5 protein-coding genes and 3 tRNA genes are annotated in these 6,113 nt (G+C 59.9%); 3 read left to right on the top strand and 5 right to left on the bottom strand.

What is annotated here, in order from left to right; translation table 11 throughout:
• From VIZ63_RS25065 to VIZ63_RS25050, 4 genes are all read right to left on the bottom strand, one after another.
• Nucleotides 1-306, bottom strand: a 306-nt coding sequence (locus tag VIZ63_RS25065) for a GTP-binding protein (protein WP_331612587.1), incomplete at its 3' end; no start/stop codon positions are given.
• Between the two features lie 107 nt (nucleotides 307-413).
• A tRNA-Thr gene (locus VIZ63_RS25060) sits at nucleotides 414-489 on the bottom strand.
• A 103-nt stretch (nucleotides 490-592) separates the two neighbouring features.
• Nucleotides 593-666: transfer RNA gene (locus VIZ63_RS25055), tRNA-Gly, on the bottom strand.
• 4 nt (nucleotides 667-670) lie between these two features.
• Nucleotides 671-756 (bottom strand) — tRNA-Tyr (locus VIZ63_RS25050).
• Nucleotides 757-911: 155 nt separating this feature from the next.
• Between VIZ63_RS25050 and VIZ63_RS25045 the strand changes: the two genes are divergently transcribed.
• On the top strand, nucleotides 912-2,444 hold the full coding sequence (locus VIZ63_RS25045; protein WP_331612586.1) for a GGDEF domain-containing protein: 1,533 nt from the start codon (nucleotides 912-914) through the stop codon (nucleotides 2,442-2,444).
• A 4-nt stretch (nucleotides 2,445-2,448) separates the two neighbouring features.
• Here VIZ63_RS25045 and murI read toward each other — a convergent pair whose 3' ends face one another.
• Complete coding sequence (gene murI / locus VIZ63_RS25040) at nucleotides 2,449-3,315, bottom strand: glutamate racemase (protein WP_331612585.1); 867 nt, start codon at nucleotides 3,313-3,315, stop codon at nucleotides 2,449-2,451.
• 265 nt (nucleotides 3,316-3,580) lie between these two features.
• Here murI and VIZ63_RS25035 point away from each other — a divergent pair, with 265 nt between their 5' ends.
• Complete coding sequence (locus tag VIZ63_RS25035) at nucleotides 3,581-3,859, top strand: PilZ domain-containing protein (RefSeq protein ID WP_331612584.1); 279 nt, start codon at nucleotides 3,581-3,583, stop codon at nucleotides 3,857-3,859.
• A gap of 168 nt (nucleotides 3,860-4,027) precedes the next feature.
• On the top strand, nucleotides 4,028-5,878 hold the full coding sequence (recQ, locus tag VIZ63_RS25030) for a DNA helicase RecQ (RefSeq protein ID WP_331612582.1): 1,851 nt from the start codon (nucleotides 4,028-4,030) through the stop codon (nucleotides 5,876-5,878).
• Nucleotides 5,879-6,113: the final 235 nt, after the last annotated feature.

The following is a 6,113-nucleotide window of genomic DNA, read 5'->3' as shown; positions in this document are numbered from 1 at the left end:
CGCACCGTCCATCTGCGCCGCACCCGTGATCATGTTCTTCACGTAGTCCGCGTGCCCCGGGCAATCCACGTGCGCGTAGTGACGGTTGTCTGAGGTGTACTCCACGTGCGACGTCGCAATCGTGATACCACGCGCCTTCTCTTCCGGCGCCTTGTCAATCTGGTCGTATGCCTTGAACTCACCACCGTGCTTCTCGGCCATCACCTTCGTCAACGCCGCCGTCAACGTCGTCTTGCCGTGGTCAACGTGACCAATCGTGCCTACGTTCACATGCGGCTTCGTGCGTTCAAACTTCTCTTTGGCCACAGCGGCAGTCCTCTAAATAAAGTTGTCAGTCGACCGTCGTCGATTGACGGCCAGATTCAAGTGCAGAAAAACCTGCGAATTCACTCGGCCTCAATCGACCTGAAATCTGGAGCCCACGACCGGAATCGAACCGGTGACCTCGTCCTTACCAAGGACGTGCTCTACCGACTGAGCTACATGGGCACACTTTTCAAACCGATACCGAACTCTCGCTCTAAAACCCTTTCAACATCCGAAATCTGGCTGCAGGTCACGGCACCTGCAACGACCTGGGCAGTAGGTTCAATGGAGCGGGTGATGGGAATCGAACCCACACCATCAGCTTGGAAGGCTGAGGTTCTACCATTGAACTACACCCGCACATTGGTGGAGGGGGTAGGATTCGAACCTACGAAGGCATAAGCCAGCAGATTTACAGTCTGCCCCCGTTGGCCGCTTGGGTACCCCTCCGCAGACGGACATAAAGAGCCCGGTATTCTGTTGGGCTCGGTATCGAGTGTCAACATGTAGTTGCATCGCAACTTGGAGATTACCTGCTCAAGCAGGCTGTTCCCGGGCCGATACAGGCGGCGACCCCGGGAAATTCAACCCCAACCATAGCCGCCATGACGCCTCAGGACTTCGAAAACCGGCTCAAAGCCCAAGTGGACTTCCCTAGTCCGTCACGAGTAGCTACGGAGATCATTGCTCTGGCGCGCGATCCGGACATCGAGATGTCACGGGTAGCAACGGCCATCAGCCGCGATCCGGCGATAACCGCAAAGATACTACGAATCGCCAACTCAGCGTTCTACTCACAACGCCGTCCCAGTCAGAATCTTCGGCAAGCCCTCGTCATCATCGGACTGAATGCCGCTCTGACCCTGGCACTAAGCTTTTCCCTGATCTCAGCCGTCCGTGCCCTGCGGCCGGCCGGCATCGACTACCCGCGATTCTGGCGCAGAGCGCTTCTCGCCGCCACTGCGGCGCGAACTTTTGCTGACGCAATCAAAGCGCCGCATGCCGAGGATATTTTTCTGGCCGCCCTGCTGCAGGACATCGGCGTACTCGCGATCGACCGGGCTTCCCGCGATTTCTACAGTCAACTGCCGCAGTCCTCAGTGCATGCGGACTGGATTACTTACGAGACGAGCAACCTTGGCAAGGACCACGCGGCCTACACCGCGGTCCTCCTGCAATCCTGGAAATTGCCGGATCGCATCTGGCAAGCCGTCGCGGCCAGCCACAAACCCCAGACCCTGTCAGGCGACACGGATGACGGACGCTTTGCGCGCTGCCTCGCGCTTGGCAGTGATCTCGCCGAAGCAGTACTGAGCACCGACCGGTCCGGTGTGCTGCCCCCGCTTGCGCAACGCGTCATGGCGCTGGTTGGACTCGGCAATGAGGCATTCACGGAAGTCGTGAGCCGCGTCATGAGCCTGATCCCGGAAACCGAGGCCCTGTACGAAACCAGCATTCTCGATGCCGACGACGCCGAGAATCTGCTCGCCGAAGCACGCGAACTGCTGGCGGTGCGCAACCTGCATGCTCTCCAGGAAGTCAGCAGCCTACAGGCGACGACCAGCGTGTTGCTGACACGCACCGAGGAGGCGGAAGACTCCAGTCGCCGTGATCCGCTGACCGGCGCCCTGAATCGGGCGTGGCTCGACCGGCTGCTCGATCGGGAGTTTACGCAGGCTGTGGTTTTCGGGCGCGATCTCAGCATCGCGCATGTCGATATCGATCGACTGAAAAACATCAACGACAAGTACGGCACGGAACTGGGCGACGAAGTTCTGAAGAACTGCACAATAAAACTGCAGTCCTGCGTGCGGGGCAGCGACCTGGTCGCACGTTTCAGTGGCGAGGAATTTCTCGTCGTCCTGCCGGGCACAGACCGCAACATCGTGAAACAGGCGGCTCAACGCATGTTGAACGCGGTTGCCGACATGCGGGTCACGTCACCCGACGGGCCCGTCGGCGTCACTGTCTCGATCGGACTTGCGACATACACGACCCGCCAGCGATTCCCGAGCACGCTTGCCCTGCTGGAAGCGGCCGATCACGCCTTGTACGCAGCCAAGCTCTGTGGCCGAAATCGGTTCGAGGCTTACGAAGATCTTGCCGCCACGAATCGCGGTGCCAGCAGCAACCGCTAGATCTTCAGCGGACGAGATCCACCAGTTCAACCTGCCGTGCGTCGACCGGTCGCCCCAGGAACCGGCTCCCGACTCTCGCGAATCGCTGTGGTCCATCCGTCGCCATCAGCGAAATGGCCGGTTCGAATTTGCCTGGCGCGCCCAACTTGCGACGTGCCAGATCTGCAGCGAGTGCTTCGGCTGTCGTCGCCGCGGAATCGACGATGGCGACCCGCGGATCGACGGCCGCCCGCAGCGCCTCCAGCAACAACGGGAAATGAGTGCAGCCGAGCAGCAACGTGTCCAATTGCGGATGCGCGGCAAACATCGGATCGAGATAGCGATGCACGATCGCTTCGACAATCGGGCCGTCCGTCCAGCCTTCCTCTGCCAGCGATACGAACAGCGAACACGGTTCGGCAACTACGGCAAATTCCGGCCGGATTCTTCCGATAGCCTGCTGATAGGCACCGCCCTGCACGGTTCCCTCCGTGGCAATGACGCCGATCTGGCCACTACGCGAACTGGCGCAACCTGCGACCGCACCCGGCTCGATGACGCCGATCACCGGAATAGGCGCGAAGCGCTGTCGCAAAGCCTCGACAGCCACCGATGATGCCGTGTTGCACGCGATGACGAGATACTTGATGCCGCGTTGAACCAGGAACTGGGCCGCCTGGATCGAATAGCGCAGTACTGAATCGCCACTTTTAGTGCCGTACGGCAACCTTGCCGTGTCACCGAGATAGAGGAACCTCTCGTCTGGCAGTCGTTCGCGCAGCGCACGCAGCACCGTCAGGCCACCTACGCCTGAATCGAAGACGCCGATGGGCAACCGCAGGTCGATGCCCGCAGGGAACGCGGAGGTATTTGCAGGAGACCCGTCAGTCATTCGCCACCTTTCATGATCGATAGTCGTCGTATGACACTGCGAGCGTTGCAGAACAACTTACCCGGTCGAGTCGTCAGCATTTCCGACATGTTCCTTCAGTCGACAGCGCCGCGCCACGACATAACACTCAACATGCTGCTTCGCACGGGCAATGTGCCGCGGCATAATGCCGCATCAACGCGAGCAGCCTTCCTCAAGTACGTCGACAAATGCGCAGCATCACGATCAGGCCGGACAACAACATGCGAACAGCGGGGCACTGACTATGGAGAGACGACTCCACACTCGTCATCGCGCGCGTACTGCCGTGTATGTGGCGGTTCCCGGCCGTCCCGGCAAGTTGTGCCGGGCTCGCAACCTCAGCGCCAACGGCGTGTTCATCGAGACCGAGAACCTCGGACTGAAGAAGGGCGCCACCGTCCACCTCGCCTTCGCCATCAATCTCGGCGTCGTCACCAAGATCCATCGTCGGACCGCGATCGTTGCGCATATCTCCAAGGGTGGCACCGGATTGATGATGGAAAGCCTGACGGGCACGCGCTGAAAATCGCGCCGACTCCGTAGGCTCATCCCCTTTCGTGGGAGCATCCGAACACGCAGCGCGATAGCTGCAGAAGGGCATTTCCGGGCAATCGACTCGCATTCAGTATCTTCGTTACTGCGCCGAAGATGCGATCATGGCAGTTCGTCCCCGCTGCCGCTCCATACTCCCTTGCCAAGCTCTGATCTCTTCACCGCGCTGAAACATGCGTTTGGTTTCGACTCTTTCCGGCCGGGACAGGAAGCAATCGTGCGCGATGCCCTCGCCGGTCGCGATGTGCTCGGCATCATGCCAACCGGTGGCGGCAAATCCCTCTGCTTCCAGCTACCGGCAATCCTGAAGCCCGGCGTCACTCTCGTTGTGTCGCCCCTGATCGCTCTCATGCAGGATCAGGTGCGTCAGCTTCTCGACAATGGGATCACCGCGACATTCATCAACTCGAGCCTGCCGTTCTCCGAAATCTCTGCCCGCATCGGCGCCGCAATGCGCGGCGAATGCAAACTGCTCTACCTCGCACCGGAACGCCTGATGCAGGCGGAATTCTCGAACTCGATACTGCAGCGACTCTCCGAATCGCCCGGTATCGCGTCCTTCGTCATCGACGAAGCGCATTGCGTTTCGGAATGGGGACACGACTTCCGGCCTGAATATCGCCAGCTCGCTCAATTACGGACCCGATTCCCGTCAGTACCGCTTCTTGCGTTTACTGCAACGGCGACGCCGCGTGTGCGCACCGACATTCTGCAGCAACTCGCGCTGCAAGACCCGGCCATTCATGTCGCCAGCTTCAATCGGCCGAACCTGTACTACGCCGTCCGGAACAAGGACAAGCACACCTACAAGGAACTATTGGCGCGCGCACGCGCATCGGACGGCGCAGGTATCGTCTACTGCCTTTCGCGAAAGCGGGTCGATGAGCTGGCCGGCCGTCTGCGGGAAGACGGAGTCCGTGCACTGCCCTATCACGCCGGGCTCGATGGCGATGAACGCAGCCGCAATCAGGAGTCGTTCATCCGCGATGACGCCCAGGTCGTCGTCGCCACCATTGCCTTCGGCATGGGTATCAACAAACCCGATGTGCGCTGGGTCGTTCACTACGATCTGCCACGCACACTGGAAAGTTACTACCAGGAATCCGGTCGCGCGGGGCGCGACGGCGATCCCGCACAATGCACTCTGTACTTCGGCGTCGGCGACATCCGCACGGCCGAGTTTCTGATCGATCAGAAAATCGACCCCGTCACCAGCGAACCGCTCGAAGAAGAACAGCGCATCGCGCGGCAGCAGTTGCGACAAGTTCTCAACTATGCCGAGTCGACCGAATGCCGCCGGGCGATCCAGCTGCGTTACTTCGGCGAATCATTCGCGCCTCCTTGCGGCGCCTGCGACAACTGCACTCAGCCGCGAGACCTGAAAGACTGGACCGTCGAAGCGCAGCAGTATCTCTCCTGCATCGCCCGTCTCGCGCAGCGCCGCGAACGATTCGGTGCGGCCTATTTGATCGAGATCCTGCGCGGTGGCGAGTCCCAGCGCCTGATCGACCGCGGGCATCAAGCGCTGAGCGTGTATGGCATCGGCAAGAACCGCAGTGTCGATGAGTGGCGTCATCTGGCACGTACGCTCGTGCATCAGGGACTGATCGATGAAGCGCAGGATGGGTATCCGGTGGCGATGTTGAACAAGGCAAGCTGGGAGGTGCTGCGAGGGGAGCGTCGAGTTTCAATTGCGGAATCGCTGCGCCCTGTCCGCGAAAGAAAACAGCGAAAGACTGTTGTGACCAATCATGATGCATCGCCAGATGCGGCGCTGTTCGAAAAGCTACGCCTGCTGAGAAAAAAACTCGCCGACGAAAACGGAGTGCCGCCTTACGTGATCTTCCACGACGCAACATTGAGAGAAATTGCGACACGGAAGCCAACGACGTCGGCCGAGTTCTCCATGATTCCTGGCGTGGGGGAACGCAAGTTGGAGCGTTATGGCGACGCATTCATGTCGATAGTCCGCGAAAGCAGTGAGGCATGAGCGGTTAGGCACCAATGAGCGGAACGACGGCAAATTTAGCGGAACGACGGCAATTGAGCCTGCACCGCGTCGCACGGCTCCATGCTGTATGCCCGGGACGTGTCAGATTTTCTGTGTTCGAGGCGGTTTGCATTTAGTTCGCGGGTCTGACGAAGCGATCTCCGTACAGCACAGCGAACTGGTTCATCGCCAACTTCCACTCCCGCGCTGATCGTACCTTGCCATCGTTGATGTT

The sequence above is a fragment of the Povalibacter sp. genome (genome assembly GCF_036520495.1).
GTDB lineage: Bacteria > Pseudomonadota > Gammaproteobacteria > Steroidobacterales > Steroidobacteraceae > Steroidobacter.
The sequence above is the reverse complement of the archived record's forward strand: the minus strand, read 5'-3'. Positions and strand labels throughout refer to the sequence as shown.